This is a genomic window from Rhodococcus sp. C-2, from assembly GCF_027854095.1.
Classification (GTDB): Bacteria; Actinomycetota; Actinomycetes; order Mycobacteriales; family Mycobacteriaceae; genus Rhodococcus_F; species Rhodococcus_F qingshengii.
In genome coordinates, this window is record NZ_JAQGFI010000010.1 from 62,112 (window position 1) to 82,100 (window position 19,989).

A 19,989-nucleotide genomic window follows, 5' to 3' on the forward strand; every position below is an offset into this window, starting at 1 on the left:
CCCGACGCCTGCACACGGACGCCTCGCTGCGGAGAACACCTCCGCGGCGGGGCGTTTCCCGTCTGTGAGTTCAGGGATTCGGCGCTACGACGTGCCAGGGCACGGTCAGGATGCAGTCACGAAGACGTCGCCGCGCGGGTTGCACGGGAATTCCTTGCGCCCGAAGTATTTCCAATGCGGCGGCCCAACGATGGCGAGGTCCGAACGAGGCGTGCGGCGCGGCGGTGGCCCAGGCTCGATCGGCCGCGCTGAGCAACGCGTGGATCGGCTCACCGGGAACGTTGCGGTGGATGAGAGCCTTCGGGAGACGTTCCGCGATGTCGGAAGGACGCTCGATGTCGAAGGGGTCCCAGGCCAGTGTCAGGGTCAATGGACGATCGGCGTCGAGAAGCACCCAGGCGCAACGTCTCCCGAGTTCGTCGCAGGTTCCGTCGAGTAGCAGCCCGCCCGGTGCGAGACCGGACTGAATGTGTGCCCACGCAGAGTCCACAGCCTCCTCCGGGTACTGCCGGAGCACGTTGAAGGCGCGTACGAAGACGGGTGTGAGACCGGCAAGTTCGAATCCACCACGGGCGAAGCTGACACCGTCACGACTCTCGACCACGCGGGCGGGGTCGATCTCGAGCCCGATGACGCGTCGATCCCGCCGGACAGCGGTGAGGCGGCTTGCCATCTCGAAGGTGGTGTCCGGCCTCGCCCCGTACCCGAGGTCGACGATCAACGGATCGGTCGCGTTGTTCAGGGCGTGCGCGATAGTGCGGTTGTGCACGATCCACCGGTCACTACGTCGCAGTCTGTTGATTCCCGTCGTGCCACGGGTGATGACCCCCTCGATCTTCGGGGGTGGAGCTTTCTTCACGCCGGGTTCAGCGTGCAGCGAGCCAGGTCGCGGTGACCTGGGCTTCGGTGCGGAACAGATCTACGAGGTTGATGAGCATCAGTTGCTCCAACTTCGCGCCGATGAACGGTATGAAGACCTTGGCCTCGGACGTGGTTCGCAGCGTGGACCCGGTATCGGTCGCGAACAACTCCATGGTGCCGGACAAACTCCCCGGCCCGGCCGGGATGGACGCTTCGTACGTTCCGGTCACGGTGTCACCGAAGGCGCCGTACGACTCCTTACGAGTGATGACAAGATCCTTCTTCATCACTGTCTGAGCGATGTCAGGCAAATCCGTGCGCGGAAGAATGTGGTGGAGCACGAGATCGATTCCGGAATCGGTGACCTCGAAATGTTCCACATGGTTCTCGGAATGCTTGCGCATCTCCTCGACACGGGCCTCCCAGTACGAGCGGTCCGCCAGCGCCGCATAGACCTGCTCGGGGGAGTGCTGATAGCGGGCGGAGTAGTCGATGCGGCGAGCCATGATCGGAAAGAATACCGGTTACACGCTGTGACAAGCCAAATCGGCTGTATCCACAACTGCCGCCGCCCGCAGGGTTTTACTTCGTGATCCACTCCCGGGTGAAATCCTGTTCGGCTTGGATGAGCCGGACAACCTCGTCGACAATCGCACTTTCGATCTTTCCGCCGAGGAACGGGATCTTGACCTCGACCTCACCGTCGATCTCGAGAGTGGCGGAGTTCTCGTCACCTGTCAGCACCTGCGTGCCCTCGACACGGGCGGGAACGCCGTCGACGTGGGCGGAGAAGGTGCCGGTGGCCTTGCCGTCCTTGAAAGGCGCCATCGTTTCACTGCGCTTGATGACGATGTCGCCGTTGACGACTTTCGACACCATGCTGGGGAGATGCTCTGCGGCAATGATCTGCGACATCGTGACCGCGACGGTCTCGTCGCGAACGGTCAGCTCTTCGATCGTTGCGCCGGGACCACCGACAGCGACGATTCGGTCGCGCCAGTACTGCTCGGAGGTCACCGCCTCATGGACCTTCTCGGCGGGGACTGTGTACTTCGACGAATGCTCGATGCGACGGCTCACGATTGTGGAGGCTACCGTTTATCGATGTGTGGGACGTAACCATTGGCAGACGCGTCGTGGAATCAGGCGCTTTCGTGTCCGAGAACGTTGACTTGTCGGGATTGACGACGCTCCGAATCGGGGGACCGGCGCGGCTGCTCGCCGAATGTCCGACGACGCAGTCGTTGATCGACGTCGTGACGCTGCTCGATCGCGAGCAGATCCCGACGCTGATTCTCGCCGGCGGATCCAATCTCGTGATCTCCGACTCGGGATTCGACGGAGTTGTCGTTCGTGTGGCCAACACCACCGTGAGCCTCGACACGGACCGCGTCGTTGCCGAAGCGGGTGCCGTGTGGGACGAAGTAGTCGGTCAATCGGTCGCCGCGGAACTGGGTGGCCTCGAGTGCCTGTCCGGGATTCCGGGCTCGACCGGTGCGACGCCGGTGCAGAACGTCGGCGCGTACGGCGTCGAGGTGGGCTCGCGGCTCCGGCGGGTTCAATTGCTCGACCGACGCAGTAGCGAAGTGTCGTGGGTCGAACCGTCGAAACTCGACTTGGGTTACCGGTCGAGCGTCCTCAAGCATTCGGACGCAGCACTGGTTCTCGCCGTCGAATTCGACGCGTCGACCGACGGATTGAGCGCCCCGCTCGCGTACCGCGAACTGTTCACCGCACTGGGGGCAGAAGAAGGCGAGCGGTTACCTGCGTCGCAGGTCCGCGAGGCAGTTCTGGGACTTCGGACGGGTAAGGCGATGGTGCTCGATCCGTACGACCACGACACCTGGAGCGCGGGTTCCTTCTTCACCAACCCCGTGGTGCCCGACGACAAGCTGCCTGCCGTGCTCGCAGCCATCGCCGAACAGCTCGGCGACGTCACCGTGCCGCAGTTCCCCGGCAGTGGTGGAACCAAGCTCTCGGCCGGATGGTTGATCGAACGGGCCGGATTCTCGAAGGGTTATCCCGGCGAAGATGCACCGGCCAGGCTGTCGACCAAACACACCTTGGCGTTGACCAACAGAGGGTCCGCAACGAGTGCGGATGTGGTCTCGCTCGCGCGGGCAGTGCGCGACGGAGTCGAGGCCGCGTTCGGCGTCCGCCTGGAACCGGAACCGGTAACTGTGGGCTGCACCGTCTGATTCCTGACAGAGCCCGCAGGTAGCCTGTTGAAGTGCATGAGCTGGGTGGTAGGAGAAGTCGTTCGCGTCTTGTTGCGTTGGTAGCTGTATTGCTCGCTGTGATGGTGGCCGTCGTCGGCTGCACGATCGGCGGCAAGGACGGACAGGGCGGCGCGGCGGCCGCCGAACCAGCACCGGTGGCGACTGTGGTGTCGACGCCGGCGCCCGGCACCAAAGATGTCAGCCCGGTCGCTCCCGTCTCGGTGGCGGTGACCCAGGGAACGCTGTCCGACGTCAGCCTCAGCAACGCAGCCGGTAAAGCCGTTGCAGGACAATTGTCGCCTGACAAGACATCGTTCACCGTCAGTGAGGCACTCGGCTACGGCACCACGTATTCGTGGTCGGGCTCGGCAACCGGGACCGACGGTAAATCCGTGCCAGTCCAAGGGAGCTTTACGACGGTTGCCCCGGAGTCGACCACCGGCGCCACCCTCAACATCGCCGACGGCCAAGAAGTTGGTATCGCGGCACCGATCACGTTGCAGTTCGACAACTCCGTCGTCGACAAGGCGGCCGTCGAGAAGGCGCTTGTCGTGACCACCGTGCCGCCCACCGCCGGATCGTGGGCTTGGCTGGCCGACGACAACGGCGGATCGCGGGCCCATTGGCGTCCGGCCGATTACTGGGTGCCGGGCACGACTGTCCATCTGGACGCCAAGCTCTACGGCTTGAACTACGGCGGTGGCGCCTTCGGCGACCAGGATCTCACGCTCGACTTCACGATCGGTCGTAGCCAGATCGTGAAGGCGAATGCGCCCAGCCACCGCATGCAGGTGGTGCGCGACGGTCAGACGATCATGGACATTCCCGTCAGCTACGGCGAGGGAAACGAACCTCGAAACGTCACGCGCAGCGGCATTCACATGGTGACGGAGAAGTACGAAGACTTCATGATGTCCAATCCGCCGTTCTACGAGAACGTGCGTGAGCGTTGGGCGGTGCGCATCTCCAACAACGGCGAATTCATCCACGCCAATCCTGAGACCACCGGGGTGCAGGGCTCGTCGAACGTCACGAACGGTTGCATCAACCTGTCGACATCCGACGCGCAGGAATACTTCGGAACCGCCCTCTACGGTGACCCCGTAGAGGTGACCGGCACGTCGATCGACCTGTCTCCTGCGGACGGCGACATCTACGACTGGGCAATCGATCTGCCGACCTGGAAGTCGATGTCGGCACTGCCGTAACTCTGTACTGCGGTAAATCCGTGGATGAGGGAACCGTCCGGGCTCTGCTTGCGTCTGTACAGGTAAGTGCTGTCGGCTCGGGGGAGTCCGACGGGGGTTTTCGACTTCAGGGGGACAGCGGTGGGCATTCCATTTCTGGAAGACGTGCTGGGAAGAATCTCCGATGCGACGCAGGCCGTGCCTCCCGGCGTGGCGGCATTGCCAGTTGTCGGCACTCCCATCGCGAGCGCAATCGCTACATCTGCTCTGGTGCAATCCATAACCGACGACCGCGGCGCGTTCGACGACGAGATGGCTGCTGCGACCGTCGACGCCGATGTGGAGCGCGCACGAGCCTGGGGTGAGCGCGATGCCCTCACCGCTCAGACGTCGTCGCTCGAGTACAGCGAACACGCAATCGTGGACGACGATCCGTTCGATGCGATGTCGCACTCCGAAATCTTCGACCACGTCAACGAGATGAATCCGGCAACCCTGAGTGCGATCGGTGAGGCTTGGAAGGCCATTGCAGGCCGGGTCGAAGCCGGCATCGGGAAGTTCCAGAACGACGTGAACGGTGCGATCACCGAAGGCTGGCAGGGGCGCGGCGGCTCGGCTGCGCTGGAAGCAGTGCTGGCCTACTCGGCTGATGCGGGTGAGCTGAAGGTGCGGGTCGATCTGATCTCGAACAAGATCGAGGAGGCGAAGATCGCACTCGACGAGGCAAAACGCTCGATTCCGGCACCCGACGGCGCCTCGACGGTCGAGAGGTTTCTCAGCATGGTTCCCGGGGCTACATGGAAGCAGGCCCAATACGAAGCGGAAGAAGCCGAACGTCAAGCGCGCCAGGTGATGAAGGACGTGTATCTGCCGTCCATGAAGCGTGCGGACGATCAGGTGCCGATCCTCCCGGCCGCATTCAATCCGGTCACCGGCGGTGGAGGGGCTGGAAGTGGCGGGGCTGGAAGTGGCGGTGCATTCGGTGGTGGTGGTGCCGACGGCGGGAACTTTTCGGGTCCAGGAAACGGGCTCGGCACGCCATCTACATCGGGTGGGGGAGTCGGTGGGGGAGCGGACGGTGGAAACTCCGGCGGTGCAAACCCGGCCGGAGACGGTTCCGGTCAGAATCCATCCGGCACCGATTCCGGAAATGGTGACAACCGTAGCGGCGTTGATGCCCAAGGGAATCCGAACGTCGATGCAGTTCGATCCGGAACCGATTCCGACCCGGCCGGGACCACGGCGGCACATGCCGGCCCACTGCCGGCCGGTGCAGCGCCAGGTGGCCTGGCAGGTGCAACTCCGAATGGCGCTCAGCTTGGTTCCGGAACGCCGTCAGGCCTGGTAGGTAGCGGTTCGGGTGGTGGTCCTGCTGATGGAATCGGTACCGGAGGCTTCGGGCCAGGCGGAACCGGAGTCGGAGCCCTCGGCCCTGGCGGCGTGGGCGGCCTCGCCGGTGGCGGACGTGGGGGCGTCAACGGAGCTGGCGGTACCTCGGCGACGGGCGCGCAGAGCGGTCGGGGCGCGATGGGTGGCGTCGGCGGCATGGCACCGGGACGAGGGCAAGGGCAAGACGAAGACAACGTTCACGACACCCCCGGCTACCTCGTCACAGTCGAGAACGGCAACGCCCTGGTCGGCGACCTACCGATGGTCTCCCCGGCGGTGCTGGGCGAATGACCACCATGCAGTGGCAGTTCACCGGCCTCGAATTCCAGATTCTCTGGGAAGCGGTCGGACGTGACCGACTCCCGTACCCGCTGCGGTTTCGTCCGACGGCCGAAACCATGAACGAGCTGACAGAAGAGCGACGTCGAGCGGGAGCACACCTGGCTTGGTTGCTCGACGATCGGCTGCATCACGTTCTCGGTGCTCTTGCGAATCCTGATGCTCGCGTGGAGGTTTCCGGTTTTCACGGGCAGAACATGAGTACGGTGACGCGATTGCACGGCGTTGTTGCCGGCGACCTGGGGGTGCTCCTGACTCAACTGCCCGGCAGGACTGTCGACTGTGGCTCCGACGTGGTTTTCACCGTGGTACGCCCATCGGCAATTCCACGGATGCTCGTCGATCACCTGCCGACCTGCCCCGCTGGATCGGAGCGTGGTGTGAGCATCGAAAGGCCGAAAACTTCCGGTAGAGCGAGCTTTCTGAGCAGTGCTGCCGGTGCGCGCGGGAGCGAGGAAGTGAGCAGATTCTTCGACCGAGAGCGGACCTCGATCGGTGAAGTCACCACATACCCGGGAGGAGCGGTGGACAGCAGACCGACAGACGACGGCATAACGTTCCACTGGTACGACTATGCCGGAGATGGTCGGTACATCATCACCGCTGGTGAAACCGTAAGTGCCCGTAGCGCTTCCACGGAAATGACGGAGGCCGAGATTGCGCGCAATCTCGGCCTCGTCCTGCACCGGGTGATTCGCACTGGTTAGTCAGAACGATTCGAACTAGCTGGTGGTGCGGTGGAACCGACCGGGGCTTGCCTGATCCCTCGGCTTGACGATGATCTGATCGAGGTTCACATGTGACGGCCGCGACGCGACAAAACCGATGATCTCGGCGATGTCCTGCGCCACCAACGGTGTGATTCCCTCGTACACCTTGTCGGCCTTGTCCTGATCACCCTCGAACCGGACGAGTGAGAACTCCGTCTCGACGGCTCCCGGCGCGATTTCGGTCAGTCGAACGGGCTTGCCCAACAGTTCACCACGCAATGTCCGATGAAGGACGGCTTGAGCGTGCTTGGCGGTGGTGTAGCCCGAGCCGTTGTCGTATGCCTCCAGCGCGGCCACCGAGGTGATGGTCACGACCAGACCGTCACCCGAATCGATCAGCTTGGGCAGCAGTGCCTTCGTCACACGCAACGTGCCCAGAACATTGGTCTCCCACATCCACCGCCAGTCGTCCAGATCGGCGTCCAGGACTGTTGCCAGACCCTTTGCACCACCCGCGTTGTTGACCAACACGTCGACACGGGGGACCACGGCCGCGAACGCGTCGACGGAATCCTCGTCGGTGACGTCGAGTTCGAGAGCGGTACCACCGATTTCCTCGGCGATCTTCTCGAGACGATCGACGCGGCGAGCACCGATCACGACGTGGAATCCCTGAGCTGCCAGGGTGCGGGCGGTGGCCTCACCGATTCCGGAGCTGGCTCCGGTGACTACGGCGATGCGGGCATCGGAAGAAATGGTCATGATGCAATCGTAGGGCTAGTCGGCGGCATACTCTGCTTCCCGTTCGATGGATTCGATGTGACGACGCGGTACTTGTATCCGGCCGGGTGTGTAGGTGACGGCGCGCAGCGCGCCGCTGTACCGGAAGGGACCATGGCGTCGTCGTACCTCCCACGACACAGGTCCCCTGGCGTCGACACCGACCGAGATACCGGTCCACGGCGCCATTCCCACCAGTTGTACTTGCCCGAGCAGCTGGCCCGCGTGAATGCCGTCGACGCTGACGTGGAGATCCCAACGCAACCGCGGTACCACCGTCACCGACAGCTCGATGCGTTCGGTGCCGAGCGCCAGCGGTCCGGCGTCGACAACGGAGTAGGAACCGAACGCGTTGTACCCGAGATGCAGGTGCCCGTCCTCGACGTAGAGAAGGTACCCACCCTGCGGATCGCCATGGGCGACAAGGACACCGGCGTCACCTTCGCGGTAACCGTCGAGTTCGACCGTGATGTCGAAGTCGCGGAACCCGATCAGCTTGGATGAGCGGTAGCGCTCCAGCGGGGGCGTTCCGGCAAGTAGTCGCACCGGGCGTGAGAGTGCTCCTTCCTCCGGACGGCGAACCGCGCCGACGGTATTGCCGAGTAGAGGAAACACGGTGTTCGCCCACGCCGAGTGGTCCCAGGCCTCGGCGAGTTCGCGAACCTTGTCGGGAAACCGTGATGCCAGGTCGTCGAGCTCGGTCGGGTCGGTGCGGACGTCGAACAACTGCCAGTGCGGTTTGTCGATGTCCGCCGGGGTGAGAGCCAGCAGTTTCCAGCCGTCCTTGTAGTAGCCACGGTTGCCGGTCATCTCGGTGTACTGCTCGGTGTGAGTGCTCGGAGCGGCAGACGAACGCAGAACGGACGCGGAAGACACCCCGTCGAACTCTTTCACCGGGAGCCCGTTTCGCACACTGGGTGCGTCGATTCCGGCCAGTTCGAGCAGCGTGGGGGTCAGGTCGGTGACGTACGCGAACTGGTCGCGAATCCCGTTGTCGTCTGCTCCGGGTTTCAATCCAGCGGGCCAGGACAGGAGAAAAGGAACACGGATCCCGCCGGCAAAGGATTGCCCTTTGTAGAACCGGAACGGGGTGTTGGACGTCTGTCCCCATCCACGTGGATAGTGGACGCCCAATTCAGGTCCGCCGATGAGGGATTCGTCGTGGGGGACATCGCCCACCCAGTCCGGATCCTGAATATGCGCGAACTGTGCGAAGTAGCTTCGGGTCCCGTCCGAACCGCCCTCGGCGGTGCCGCCGTTGTCGGAGGTGAAGACGATGATCGTGTTGTCGAGCTCGCCGAGTTCGTCCAGGGTGTCGACGATGCGTCCGACGCTCTGATCGATCGAGTCGACCATCGCCGCGTACACCTCCATGTAGCGGGCGAACCTGGACTGCACTTCCGGCGTGAGTGATTCCCATTCGGGGACGTCGAAGCCGGGTTCGGAGTTTCGCGGTGCTTGTTGCGTACCTTCCGGAAAGAGGCCTTGCACGAGCTGAGAGGCGAACCGCGACTCGCGGATTCGATCCCACCCTTCGTCGTAGCGGCCGCGGTACTTTTCCTGGTCGGCAGGCTTGGCCTGCAACGGTCCGTGCATGGCGACGTGTGCGAAGTAGAGGAAGAACGGCTTGTCCTGATCGTGGGCGCGGAGGTCCTTGATGTACCCGACCGCTTTGTCGGTCAGATCGTCGGTGAGGTAGTACCCCTCGGGGTACTCGTCCACGTCGACCACAGAATTGTCGGAGATCAGTTGATTGGGATAGTAGAAGGAGTTGAGGCCTTCGAGTGAGCCGTAGTAGCGATCGAAACCGCGCTGCGTCGGCCAGGAGTCACGACTTCGTCCCGGGGCCAGGTTGGCGTCGCGTACGAGGTGCCACTTGCCGACGGCATAGGTCGCATAGCCCGCGCCGCGGAGGATTTCGGGGAGTGTCTGGACGTCGTCGGCCAATTCCAGACGCAGTCCGGGGTAGCCCGGATCGGCGTTGGCGACAAAACCGTACCCGGCGCGGTGCGGATTCAGGCCGGTGAGAAGAGCTGCGCGCGACGGCGAGCAGAGGGGCGTCGTGTGGTAGTTGGTCATCCGAATGCCCTGCGCGGCAAGGCGGTCGAGGGTGGGAGTCTCGATCTCGGAGCCGAACGGCCCGATGTCGCTGTACCCCATGTCGTCGATCAGAACCACGACGATGTTGGGTGATCCGGGAATCGGGGTCGTGGAGGTGGGCCACGACGGGGTCGAATCGGCTGCGGTGCGGCCGATTCGACCCTCGAAGCCTTCGTATCCGCGGGCGTGCGGAGGAGGGGCGGAATCCGGTGAAGTCATGGGAGAGTCGAGGCGCCTTCGATGATCGAGTATTCGGAAGCGTCGCCGGCGATGCTGCGGCTTCGTTCCCCGTGGATGTTGACCGGGATGTCGCCGGCAAGGGTGATGCGCTCCAGACGCCGGTACTGATCGTCGTAGTCGGCGATCGCGTAGTGCTGGGTGGCGCGGTTGTCCCAGATCGCGACGTCACCCGCTTCCCAGTTCCACCGCGTCGTGTACTCGAGCTTGATGGCGTGATCCTGTAAGAGCTTGAATACACCGTTCGACTGTTCGGTGCTCAACCCGACGAAGTTCTTGACAAAATGTCCGAGGACGAGCGTGCGTTCTCCGGTTTCGGGGTGGACCCGCACCACCGGGTGTTCCGTCTCGAAGTACGTGGACTGGAACTCCTCGCGGTAGGCGGCCGTGCGATCTTCGGTGAGCCGCTCGGCGCTGGTTGCCGCATAGTCGTAGACGTTCGTGTGGCGAGCCCAGAGGTTCTCCGCGAGCGCCTTGAGCGGATCCGGCAGTCCGTTGTAGGCGGCTACCCCCGACGCCCACGTCGTGGAACCGCCGTATTCGGGTAGCTGCACCGCGCGCAGGATCGAAGCCTTGGGGATGCGGTCGACGAAGGTGACGTCGGTGTGCCAGCTGTTGGCCTTGCCCAGGTCCGAGTCGATGGGCAGAACTTTTGCGCCGTGCGACTTCACGGTGGGGTGGGCAGTGGTCGGGGTACCCAGCAGCTGGGCGAACTCGTACTGCGAATCGTTGTCGAGGTGGTCTTGCCCGCGAAAGAAGATCACCTTGTGTTCGAGAAGTGCTTGCCGGATGAGGGAAATCGTCGCCGGGTCGAGATGCCCGCCGAGAGTGATTCCGTCGATTCGGGCGCCGATATGCGCGCCGAGGGTGGTGACAGTGCCGCGAGCGGCGTCAACGGCCGCTCCGTTCGTTGATGCCGAATTCGTGAGGGTCGGCTTGGCGAAAGCTGTAGACATGGTGCACCTTTCGTGGGGAGTGTGCCCACCCAAACACGCGAGATTTCGCCCCGACAGGGTTGCGTTCAGTGTGATCGTTACCGCACCTGATTTGTGAATCTCGGTGAAGCTGCTACTTTTGGAGCCATGTCGACCGACCAGCCTGCCGCTTTGCGGGTCACCTATGTGACCGCTGCGCTTGGTTCGCGTCTGCCTCTGGCGCGAGAGCTGTGTTGTCGCCGCCGTTCTTTCTGCAGCTAATTTCTGCGCCTTTTCTGTCTATTTCTTCGTGTGACCAGTGGAAACGCTGATTTCTCGGTCGACAGAGATATGCGCCTTCTCCTCCTTCTGCAAGGGACAGCCATGTCGACACCCACAATCTCCGCCATTCCGAACATCCGATCGCGAACCGCGCTCTCGGGAACCCGGACCCGTACCCAGATAGTTGCGCCCGAACTACGCATCGCCGACGGTCCGTCCGCGACTGTGTTGCGCATTGCTCGATCCCGTGGGCCGCTCTCACGTGACACTGCGGCAAAGGCATCAGGGCTGAGCATCGCCACCGTGAACCGGCAGGTCACGAGCCTGCTGGACCTCGGGATCCTGCGCGAACGCGCGGACCTGACGGCCTCCGGAGCAATCGGGCGTCCGCGAGTTCCGTTCGAGGTCAACCACGAGCCTTATCTGACAGTCGGCATCCACATCGGTGCCGTCGTCACCAGCATCATCGCCAGCGACATTCGTGGAAAGGTGCTCGGCGCCGTCGAGATTCCGACGCCTGCCACCAATTCTGCTGTCGCGCTTGCCACCATTGCGCGCTCGGCCAAATCCTTTGCCTCGCGGTGGCACAAGCGTCGTCCGCTCGCCGTCGGCGTGGCCATCGGCGGTCGCGTCGATTCAGCGACCGGAGTCGTCGATCACCCGCGTCTGGGATGGAAGGGCGCCAAGGTCGGGTCCATCATCGGAGCCGGCTTGGATCTCCCTGTATCGGTAGCCGCCCACGTCGAGGCGATGGCCGCGTCGGAACTACTGCTCAGCACCGACCGTGCCGAAGCCCCGACGCCGGGCACTACCGGCCTGTACTTCTACGCTCGTGAAACTGCCGGCATCGCAATCACTTTCGAAGGGCGAGTGCACACGCCGTCCAGCGGACCCGGTTCGATCGCGCACCTCCCCACCGGTTCGTCCGCACGGTGCACCTGCGGAGCCGTGGGTTGCCTTGAAGCGACGATCAGTGACCGCGCCGTAGTCGCGCAGGCTTTGTCTTCGGGCGCCGTGATCCAGGGCAGCGAGCGTGTCACGATCGCGGACGTCTACCGGGCCGCGTCGTCGGGTTCCATTCCGGCACACGAGCTTCTGGTTGATCGAGCACGCGTCCTCGGCCGGACAGTGGCGATGCTGCGTGACCTGTTCAACCCGGATCGTGTGATTCTGGGTGGTCAGGCATTCACCGACTATCCGGCCGGGGTGCCCCATGTCGCCGAGGCTTTCTCGACGGCATCCTCCTTGGAGCGTAAGGACATTCGAATTACCGGTTTCGGCAATCGGGTTCAGGAATACGCTTCCACGGTCGTGTCACTGAGCTCACTGTTTGCTGATCCCGCTGCGGCTATGCGCCGCGCGTCGGCCGTCTGACTGCGAAGAGGGCAGTCAGAGTTCCGGTCGATCCAAGACTCGCAACCATGATCCGTCGGGCTGGCGGCGCGCGACCTGCGTGCGCCCGCCGGTTCCGTCGGAAGGTTTGGTCGAGGTCATGGCCAGGTCGCCGCTGATCACCGTCGGTAGAGATTCCTCGACGGTGAATCTCGGTGCAGCTGCCAGCATCTGAGAGATCACCTCGCGGATGGCTTGGCGGCCCACGGTGAGGGATCCGGGAGGGAAGGCCATCACCGCATCCTCCTCGTAAAGTGCGGCGACGGCGTCTGCGTCACCAGCGTTGGCGAACTGCACGAAAAGCTTCGCGATGTCTTCCGGGGTTCCGGCCTTCTGAACGTCATCTGTTGTTGTCATGCTTCCATCGTTCTAGTACTCCGGCGATAAGTCCAAGATCTAGTTTGTCTCGCAGCTAGAATCAGCAGTTATGGAACTTCGGCAGCTCGAATACTTTGTCACGGTAGTGGAGGAAGCCAACTTCACTCGCGCCGCCGAGCGGCTTCACGTAGCCCAACCGGGTGTGAGTGCGCAGGTCAAACGGCTGGAACGTGAGTTGGGGCAGGAATTGCTCGATCGTAGTGGTCGAACCGTTTGTCTGACCGACGCCGGGCGAGCTGTCCTCCCGCACGCCTACGCTGCACTCGCTTCCGTTCAGAGCACCCGCGACGCTGTCGATGCCTTGAACGGACTGGTTCGGGGTTCCGTTTCGGTCGGGATGGTTACCGCCTGCGCTTCCGCCGACCTCACAGATCTGCTCAGTCGGTTGCACAACAAACACCCCGGACTGGACATTTCGCTGGCCGAGGACGATTCGCGCAGTCTGCTTGCCGGAGTGTCGGACGGAACCTTCGACATAGCCGTCATCGGGGTGGCGGGCAAGCTGCCGGAAGGGCTCGAATCGAGGGTGATCACCGACGAACGACTGGTGGCCGGAGTGGCGGCGGATCATCCGCTGGCCGAGGTGTCGTCTCTGCCGTTTGCCGAACTCGCGACGCAATCGGTCATCTGTCTGCCGGAGGGAACCGGCATCAGAACGTGTCTGGACTTCGCGTGCGCCGCAGTCGGCACCAAGCCGACGGTTGCGCTCGAGGCAAGCAACCTCGGCATCATCGTTTCATTGGCAGCGCAGGGGCTGGGAATGGCCGTGCTTCCGGAGTCGACAGTGGGGGAGTTGCATCGGATCGATCTCGAACCGGAAGCACGATCTCGGCTGGAATTGGTCTGGCGTTCGTCGGGCGGCAAGAATCCGGCGGCCTCTGCTCTCATCGATCTTGCGAGAGCTGTTCCCGCCGAGTGAGTTCGGCCTGCGCCCGATCCAATCCGCCGTGCTCGAGAGCAGCCAACCTCGACCTGTCCTTCCAGACGATGGTGCCGCGTCGCCGGACGATGACCGACATCGTTCCACCGAGATGCTCGAGCGCTCCTGGCACGTTTCGACGCTCGGCAGGTATCGGAACAGGAAGTATGTGTGCGTCGGCGATGGGTGCGGTCCCGTCGATGTCGACGCTCCACTTCCGGCTGTAACCCCGAAGCGTCCAGCGATCGTCGGACACCGTCGTCTCCACCTGTGACGTCAGAGGATTACCCAGCCGCAACACCGTTCCGTCCGGTAGCGCGGCAACGACGGCGGTGACTTCGGTGCGCAGAGGTCCGGCGCTGACCTGTCCGCCGGCAAACGCCACGCAGGCTCGAGGATCGGTGAACCCCTGTGCCTGTCCCCACCACCAGGATTCCGGGAATCCTCCCTTTCCCCAGTTCTTCTCGCCGTACACCTGCGCTCCGGTGAGATCCCAGCTCTGTCCGTCGATGACGGCGCTTCCCTCGACCCGGCCGCCGAGCAGCCACGGATGCCAGTACTGATTGAGTGCGGGAACTGATTGGAAGTAACTCGACCCCCCGAAGCGGCGGTGCGGCCAGAATCGCTGATTGCTGATGCGTACGTCGAGATGACTGTCGCCGAAATCGACCTGGAGTCGATCGGCATTGCCGCGGAAAGCGTTGTCGGCGTAGGCCCCCAGGATACGGGGATCGGCCGATCCATTCGGATGCTCAGCAGTGCGGAGGAATCCGCCTGGGTGTGCCGCGAGACCGAGCGTCGACCAGCTGCCGCCGTCGGCCTCGTTGATTCCGGCGAGCGCGATCACCACCCGTCCGCTGTCTGGCATCGTGAATCGCCAGAAGTAACCCTCCATCGCAACGTCATGGGAGGCAAGCAGATTGCCGTACGGCAGGGTGGCACCCGAGGCGCGGTACGCGGGAAGCTTCACGATCCCAGTACTGCCTGTGATGCGGTGACCTGAGCGACGAGGCGGCCCTCGTCGTCGCGGATCTCGGTCACCACCGCGACGGTGCTGCGCCCCGCGTGCAGTGGCCGGGCGGTGGCGGTGACCGTGCCCTTGCGCACGCCGCGAGTGAAGACGGTCGACGAACTGGTGGTGGACGTACTTGCGCCGGGCGGCAGATTGAGGAATGCACAGACGGCGCCGACGCTGTCTGCCAGCGTCATCAAGGCGCCGCCGTGCATTCCGTTGCCGGCGGTGGTGCGGTGGCTGTCCCAATCCAGATGGCCGACAACCTGTTCGGGTGCCGCGCTGTCCAACTGAATTCCGGTGTGAACTGCAAAAGGCATGCTCGCGACAAGTTGTTCGAGGTCCATGCCTACCGATGTTAACGAGCCGCCGAAACCTCCGTCGGGACTTCGGTTTATCGAGGGCGGTGACTCACAGGGGCAGGGCGGTTTCCGACAGCCCTTCCGGCGCGTTGCGACGACGGAACCACTCGGTGCCGAATGCCGCGGCGAGCTGCTCCGTCGGCATTTCGAGGAACGGGCCGAAATCGCCGACCTGCGTTGCGTGCGCGTACATGGCCGCGCGCTTGGACGAGATCACCGAACTGACGTCGACCGCGGTGGTGAGTTGGTCAGCCGGAAGCCCGAACGATTCGATGTCCGGCGGCTGCGCCTCCTCGGTCCACTCGGGGTTGGCCTGCATCAGCATCTTCATGTGATCGCGGTTGGTGGACGCCTCGTAGACGAACGGCGTGCCCGCGAGTTCTGCAGCACGAACGCCGACGTGGTGGACCTGGATGTGATCCGGGTGGCCGTATCCGCCGTTGGGGTCGTAGATGGTCAGGACATCGGCGTTCTCTTCACGAAGAACCTCGGCCAGACGCTCGGCGGCCTTCTCGACGTCGACGTTGCAGAACGCTTCCGGATTCTCGTTCTCGGGCGTACCCACCATCCCCGAATCCGGGTAGTGCAGGGACACGACGCGACTGGCACCCAACGCGTCGGTGGACGCCTCGAGCTCACGGCTGCGGCGCTGAGCCAACGTCTCGTATTCGTCCAACAGTCCGTCGGGGAATTCACCGAGAGCACCGTCGGTAGCGGTGACGACTACGACGCGGTGACCTGCGTCGGCGGCCATTCTCATCACGCCGCCCGTAGTGAAAACTTCGTCATCGGGATGGGCGTGGAAACACACCAGGACACTCATTCGCGCAATCGTAAGGCAAGTTACCGACAGGTCAACCCGAGCGCACAGTGAAAACGATTTGTCGAGTCGGCCTCGGCTCTGTGAACCTTGTTCAGTGCACGAGAAGCTGACATGAGCGAATCCACCAACAAAGGCCTGCTGAGCGCCTACCGCGAGATCTTTGCCGCCCCCGGATCGGTCGCCTTCTCGGCCGCCGGATTTGTCGCAAGGCTGCCGATCGCCATGATCGGTATCGGAATCGTGACGATGATCTCGCAACTTCGTGGTGACTACGCGCTCGCCGGCGCGCTCGCCGCGGTTTTTGCGCTCTCGTCGGCGATCATCGCGCCCGCGGTCTCGCGTGCGGTCGACCGCTTCGGACAGCGAGCGGTCCTGCCGATTGCCGCAGCCGTGAGCGTCACCGCGATCGGGGCGCTCCTGCTCGCAGTCCGGATGGAAGCTCCCGACTGGCTGCTGTTCGTTCTGGTCGTCCCCGGCGGCGCCACTCCGACGATCGGCGCGATGATTCGCGCCAGGTGGGTGGCGATCTATGTCGGAAAACCTCAGCTGCGCACCGCCTTCGCCTTCGAATCGGTGGTGGACGAGCTCTGCTTCGTGGCGGGCCCGGTCATATCGGTAGGTCTGAGCATCGGGCTCTTCCCCGAGGCTGGACCACTGGCAGGGTTGATCCTGCTGGTCACCGGAACCCTGCTGCTGGTCATACAGCGCGGAACCGAACCGAAGGTGCATCCGCGTCGACCCGGCCGCGGACGATCGGTTCTCGGTAACCACGTGATGTGGATCGTCATCGTGATCATGGTGATGCTCGGAACGATCTTCGGCGTCATCGACGTCGGCGCCATCGCGTTCACCAAGGAACAGAATTCGCCGGGGTCGGCGACGCTGGTCCTCGCGCTGTTCGCCGGCGGTTCGGGAATCGCGGGACTGATCTTCGGGTCGATGCACCCGGCGCGATCGCTGCGCGGGCAGTTGATGATCGCGTCCTCGGCGGTCGCCGTTCTCAGCGTCCCGCTTCTGTTGGTCGGAAACGTGGCCGCACTTGCGGGTGCCTACGTGCTGGCGGGCGCGACCATCGCACCGACGCTCATCATCGCGACAGCCCTGGTCGAACAGATCGTCCCGCCGGAAAAGCTCACCGAGGGAATGACCCTGACGGTTACCGGCCTCGGCGTCGGCGTGGCGCTCGGGTCTGCGCTGGCCGGACAGCTGATCGATCGCTACGGCGTCCCGTCGGCCTACATGCTCGCCGTCGGCGCCGCAGTCGCAGCCTCTATCGTGACGGCATGTCTATTCGTGAAGCCGTCAGCGTCGACGGCACGTCCATCGTCTATCGAGTAACCGGAAATTCGGCGGGGACCCCGCTGGTGTTGCTGCACGGCTGGGCTCAGTCCTCGCAGTGCTGGGGCGAGCAGGTCCTCGCGGACCTGGCCGCGGACTATCGGCTGATCGCCGTCGATCTGCGCGGCCACGGTTACTCCGATGCGCCCGAATCCGGATACGACGACTCCGCGAACTGGGCCGGCGACGTCGCGGCTGTTCTTGCGGCCGAAGGCGTCACCGAGAACGCGATCCTGCTCGGCTGGTCGTACGGCGGTCTGGTGATCTGCGATTACCTGGCAGCGCACGGCACCGGCGCGGTGGCGGGTGCGGTTCTGGTCGGGGCGATCACCAGCATCGGGCGCGGCGAAAAAGGTGGCAAGGTCGGCTCCGCGATGCGTAGCGCAGTTCCCGGCGCGATGTCCGAAGATCCCCGCGAGGCGATCCGTGCACTCGGCGCCTTCGGCAATGCTCTCACCGGCCCACCCGAGGGCAAGGGTGCAGCCTCGCAGGCCTTGTTCGGGTACAGCCTCTCGACGCGTCCGCGGGTGCGCGCAGCACTGTTCAACCGTGCTGTCGGTCACGACGAGTTGCTTCGCAACCTGGATATCCCCGTTCTCGTTCTGCACGGAACCGACGACTCCGTCGTCGACGTGAGCGCAGGTAAGCACGCCGAGGAACTGATTCCCAAGTCCCAGGCGTCGTACTGGGAAGGCTGCAATCACGGCCCGTTCGTGGAGGATCCGACACGATTCGTGTCCGAAGTGCGAACGTTCATCTCGAGCCTCGGTTAGAGTTCGCGCCCGGTGAGGGGGCAGTATGGAGTCGTGACGCCCATGCACATTTCGCGCCCTCGCCGGGTGGCCGTTCTCTCGGTCCACACCTCGCCATTGGCGCAACCCGGCACCGGTGACGCGGGTGGGATGAACGTCTACGTTCTGCAATCCGCCATTCAGCTCGCCAAACGTGGCGTCGAGGTGGAGATATTCACCCGCGCGACGTCCTCGGCCGACGCACCCGTGGTGGACGCCGCTCCCGGAGTGCGGGTTCGGAACATTGCTGCTGGTCCCTTCGAAGGGCTGGACAAGGCGGATCTGCCGACTCAACTGTGTGCCTTCGTCGCAGGAGTTCTGCGGGAGGAAGCGCGCCACGAGCCCGGGTACTACAGCCTGATTCACTCGCACTACTGGTTGTCCGGTCAGGTCGGCTGGCTGGCCCGCGACCGCTGGGGCGTGCCCCTCGTACACACCGCCCACACCCTGGCGGCGGTGAAGAATCTTTCGCTTGCCGAGGGAGACACCCCGGAGCCGGCAGCACGTCAGATCGGCGAGCAGCAAGTAGTCGCCGAGTCCGATCGCCTGGTCGCCAACACCACCGACGAAGCCAAGGCGCTGCACGAGTTGTACGGCGCAGACCCCACGCGTATCGACGTCGTGGCTCCCGGCGCCGATCTCACCCGCTACCGACCGGGCGATCGCGATTCCGCCCGCGCGTCGTTGGGGTTGGACCCGGGCGAGGTCGTCGTGACTTTCGTCGGCCGGATCCAACCTCTGAAAGCACCGGACGTTCTGCTGCGTGCTGCCGCCGAAGTGATCAGCCGTCGCCCCGAGTTGCCGTTGCGCATCCTCGTCGTCGGCGGGCCGTCCGGAACTGGCCTCGCGCGGCCGGACGTGCTGATCGAACTTGCACGCTCACTCGGCATCACCGCGCAGGTGACGTTCTTGCCGCCGCAGGCTCCTGAGCGTCTCGCCGATGTCTACCGTGCCTCGGATCTGGTTGCGGTGCCGAGCTATTCGGAGTCCTTCGGATTGGTCGCCATCGAAGCTCAAGCCTGCGGAACTCCCGTGATCGCCGCCGACGTCGGCGGACTGGGAGTAGCCGTACGCAACGGGGAGACAGGCCTGCTGGTTCAAGGACACCGCACCGAAGACTGGGCCGGCGCCCTCGAATCTTTGGTGACAGCACCGACGCGCTTGGCCGAACTCGCCGCGCAGGCACCGCGTCACGCCGAGAATTTCTCGTGGGAACACACCGCGGACGGTTTGCTCGAGAGCTATCGCAAAGCCGCAGTCAACTACAACAACGGAACCGGTCCAAGCGACTTCTCGCCCCGCCGTGCGCGGGGTCTGTGGCGTCTGCGCCGGACCGGGGGAGTGCGTACATGAGCAGCATTTCGGACACCATCGAGCAGGCTCTCACCGAGCGCGAACTCGAATTCACCAGAAAAGACGACGCGCATTTCATCGTCGAACTTCCCGGTGAACACAAACTCAAGACGTCGACTCTGCTCACCGTCGGCAATCACGGTGTGCGGGTCGAGGCCTTCGTGTGCCGCAAGGTGGACGAGAACTTCGAAGGCGTCTACAAGTTCCTGCTCAAGCGCAACCGCCGTCTGTACGGGGTGGCGTACACACTCGACAAGGTCGGGGACATCTACCTGGTCGGCAAGATCGCGGAGCATGCCGTGACCGGCGATGAACTCGACCGAGTGCTCGGTCAGGTTCTCGAAGCCGCCGACGGCGATTTCAACGTCATCCTCGAACTCGGCTTCTCCTCGTCCATCAAGCGTGAGTGGGCGTGGCGGGTGTCGCGAGGCGAGTCGCTGGCGAATCTCGAACCGTTCAAGCACCTCATCGAGGAGGAGCCCGCGCAGAGCTGATCGAGCGGGGTGAGACACATCGCGGATGTGTCACGTAAAGTGGCCTTTACTTGTGACTGTCGTCACGGAATAATACTGTTCCCGTGAGTCACAGTAAGTTGGTCACACC

General features: G+C 63.8%; 20 protein-coding genes. 10 read left to right on the forward strand and 10 right to left on the reverse strand.

What is annotated here, in order from left to right; all coding sequences use genetic code 11:
* Positions 1-70: 70 nt before the first annotated feature.
* The 3 genes from PCS43_RS21245 to PCS43_RS21255 form a co-directional block, all read right to left on the reverse strand.
* On the reverse strand, positions 71-859 hold the full coding sequence (locus PCS43_RS21245; RefSeq protein WP_007735354.1) for a hypothetical protein: 789 nt from the start codon (positions 857-859) through the stop codon (positions 71-73).
* A 7-nt stretch (positions 860-866) separates the two neighbouring features.
* Positions 867-1,367, reverse strand: a complete 501-nt coding sequence (locus PCS43_RS21250) for a DUF2505 domain-containing protein (protein ID WP_007735352.1) — start codon at positions 1,365-1,367, stop codon at positions 867-869.
* Positions 1,368-1,443: 76 nt separating this feature from the next.
* Positions 1,444-1,941 (reverse strand): DUF2505 domain-containing protein, encoded by a 498-nt coding sequence (locus PCS43_RS21255; RefSeq protein WP_042452956.1) that lies wholly within the window; start codon positions 1,939-1,941, stop codon positions 1,444-1,446.
* 74 nt (positions 1,942-2,015) lie between these two features.
* Between PCS43_RS21255 and PCS43_RS21260 the strand changes: the two genes are divergently transcribed.
* From PCS43_RS21260 to PCS43_RS21275, 4 genes are all read left to right on the forward strand, one after another.
* A complete protein-coding gene (locus PCS43_RS21260; protein WP_064443506.1) occupies positions 2,016-3,059 on the forward strand; it encodes a UDP-N-acetylmuramate dehydrogenase in 1,044 nt (347 codons plus the stop codon).
* 32 nt (positions 3,060-3,091) lie between these two features.
* Positions 3,092-4,288 (forward strand): L,D-transpeptidase, encoded by a 1,197-nt coding sequence (locus tag PCS43_RS21265; protein WP_042452959.1) that lies wholly within the window; start codon positions 3,092-3,094, stop codon positions 4,286-4,288.
* Positions 4,289-4,408: 120 nt separating this feature from the next.
* The gene (locus PCS43_RS21270) at positions 4,409-5,947 is read left to right on the forward strand and encodes a hypothetical protein (protein ID WP_209907995.1); all 1,539 of its coding nucleotides are present in this window, start codon (positions 4,409-4,411) and stop codon (positions 5,945-5,947) included.
* Positions 5,944-6,702: an ESX secretion-associated protein EspG gene (locus tag PCS43_RS21275; protein ID WP_042452965.1), complete on the forward strand. Its 759-nt coding sequence runs from the start codon at positions 5,944-5,946 to the stop codon at positions 6,700-6,702. Before PCS43_RS21270 ends, PCS43_RS21275 begins: the two co-directional genes overlap by 4 nt.
* A gap of 15 nt (positions 6,703-6,717) precedes the next feature.
* On the opposite strand, the gene PCS43_RS21280 is transcribed toward PCS43_RS21275, so the two are convergent.
* From PCS43_RS21280 to PCS43_RS21290, 3 genes are read right to left on the reverse strand one after another with little or no spacing between them, the layout of a single operon-like run.
* A complete protein-coding gene (locus tag PCS43_RS21280; protein ID WP_003942076.1) occupies positions 6,718-7,467 on the reverse strand; it encodes an SDR family NAD(P)-dependent oxidoreductase in 750 nt (249 codons plus the stop codon).
* Between the two features lie 15 nt (positions 7,468-7,482).
* On the reverse strand, positions 7,483-9,804 hold the full coding sequence (locus PCS43_RS21285; protein WP_054187842.1) for an arylsulfatase: 2,322 nt from the start codon (positions 9,802-9,804) through the stop codon (positions 7,483-7,485).
* A complete protein-coding gene (locus tag PCS43_RS21290) occupies positions 9,801-10,778 on the reverse strand; it encodes a TauD/TfdA dioxygenase family protein (protein ID WP_042452972.1) in 978 nt (325 codons plus the stop codon). The genes PCS43_RS21285 and PCS43_RS21290 overlap by 4 nt, the downstream gene beginning before the upstream one ends.
* A gap of 342 nt (positions 10,779-11,120) precedes the next feature.
* Here PCS43_RS21290 and PCS43_RS21295 point away from each other — a divergent pair, with 342 nt between their 5' ends.
* Positions 11,121-12,392, forward strand: coding sequence for an ROK family transcriptional regulator (locus PCS43_RS21295; RefSeq protein WP_074447122.1), 1,272 nt, complete (start codon positions 11,121-11,123; stop codon positions 12,390-12,392).
* Between the two features lie 15 nt (positions 12,393-12,407).
* Here the strand turns inward: PCS43_RS21295 and PCS43_RS21300 are convergent, their stop codons facing one another.
* The gene (locus PCS43_RS21300) at positions 12,408-12,767 is read right to left on the reverse strand and encodes a YybH family protein (RefSeq protein WP_054187841.1); all 360 of its coding nucleotides are present in this window, start codon (positions 12,765-12,767) and stop codon (positions 12,408-12,410) included.
* 70 nt (positions 12,768-12,837) lie between these two features.
* Between PCS43_RS21300 and PCS43_RS21305 the strand changes: the two genes are divergently transcribed.
* On the forward strand, positions 12,838-13,707 hold the full coding sequence (locus PCS43_RS21305; protein WP_058227469.1) for a LysR family transcriptional regulator: 870 nt from the start codon (positions 12,838-12,840) through the stop codon (positions 13,705-13,707).
* Here PCS43_RS21305 and PCS43_RS21310 read toward each other — a convergent pair.
* The 3 genes from PCS43_RS21310 to PCS43_RS21320 form a co-directional block, all read right to left on the reverse strand.
* On the reverse strand, positions 13,673-14,677 hold the full coding sequence (locus tag PCS43_RS21310; RefSeq protein WP_058227470.1) for a tocopherol cyclase family protein: 1,005 nt from the start codon (positions 14,675-14,677) through the stop codon (positions 13,673-13,675). The genes PCS43_RS21305 and PCS43_RS21310 overlap by 35 nt on opposite strands.
* On the reverse strand, positions 14,674-15,066 hold the full coding sequence (locus tag PCS43_RS21315; protein ID WP_058227471.1) for a PaaI family thioesterase: 393 nt from the start codon (positions 15,064-15,066) through the stop codon (positions 14,674-14,676). Before PCS43_RS21315 ends, PCS43_RS21310 begins: the two co-directional genes overlap by 4 nt.
* Positions 15,067-15,130: 64 nt before the next feature.
* Positions 15,131-15,904, reverse strand: a complete 774-nt coding sequence (locus PCS43_RS21320) for a PIG-L family deacetylase (protein ID WP_003942001.1) — start codon at positions 15,902-15,904, stop codon at positions 15,131-15,133.
* A gap of 111 nt (positions 15,905-16,015) precedes the next feature.
* On the opposite strand from PCS43_RS21320, the gene PCS43_RS21325 reads away from it, so the two are divergent.
* The 4 genes from PCS43_RS21325 to PCS43_RS21340 are packed head-to-tail and all read left to right on the forward strand — an operon-like array spanning position 16,016 to position 19,880.
* On the forward strand, positions 16,016-17,242 hold the full coding sequence (locus PCS43_RS21325) for an MFS transporter (RefSeq protein WP_003942019.1): 1,227 nt from the start codon (positions 16,016-16,018) through the stop codon (positions 17,240-17,242).
* A complete protein-coding gene (locus PCS43_RS21330) occupies positions 17,188-18,015 on the forward strand; it encodes an alpha/beta fold hydrolase (RefSeq protein ID WP_042452989.1) in 828 nt (275 codons plus the stop codon). The genes PCS43_RS21325 and PCS43_RS21330 overlap by 55 nt, the downstream gene beginning before the upstream one ends.
* A gap of 42 nt (positions 18,016-18,057) precedes the next feature.
* Positions 18,058-19,386 (forward strand): D-inositol-3-phosphate glycosyltransferase, encoded by a 1,329-nt coding sequence (gene mshA / locus PCS43_RS21335; RefSeq protein ID WP_003941843.1) that lies wholly within the window; start codon positions 18,058-18,060, stop codon positions 19,384-19,386.
* Positions 19,383-19,880, forward strand: coding sequence for a YbjN domain-containing protein (locus PCS43_RS21340; RefSeq protein WP_003941943.1), 498 nt, complete (start codon positions 19,383-19,385; stop codon positions 19,878-19,880). Before mshA ends, PCS43_RS21340 begins: the two co-directional genes overlap by 4 nt.
* The last annotated feature ends 109 nt before the right edge of the window (positions 19,881-19,989 follow it).